This window comes from Bacillus sp. AFS029637 (assembly GCF_002584985.1).
Lineage (GTDB): Bacteria > Bacillota > Bacilli > Bacillales > Bacillaceae_G > Bacillus_A.
The window spans coordinates 1-292 of record NZ_NUPZ01000064.1; the positions used below are offsets into that span (position 1 = coordinate 1).

Annotated in this window: 1 protein-coding gene; it reads left to right on the forward strand. The window is 37.7% G+C overall.

What is annotated here, in order from left to right:
- Nucleotides 1–98: 98 nt before the first annotated feature.
- Nucleotides 99–292: transposase (locus COE49_RS26730; RefSeq protein ID WP_483295622.1), on the forward strand; the 194-nt coding region annotated here is incomplete at its 3' end.

The window sequence follows — 292 nt, forward strand, 5'->3', positions numbered from 1 at the left end:
CAGGCTGTGGAGAAAGTCTTCTCCATAGCCTGTTTTTGTGTCTGAACCTCTTTTTGTGTGTCAACACTGATAAAAAAGAGGAAAAGGAGAGATTTCTTATGATGGGTGCTTTAAAAAATCATCGTGATGAACGTGTATCTGTTTCTGTAGAAGAGTTAGTTCCACAAGATCATTTCCTTCGTGCGATTGAAGCGACAATTAGTTTTAATTTTATTGAGGAGAAGTTACGCCCTTATTACTGTGAAAACAATGGACGTCCGTCAATCCACCCCATCGTTTTATTTAAAATGAT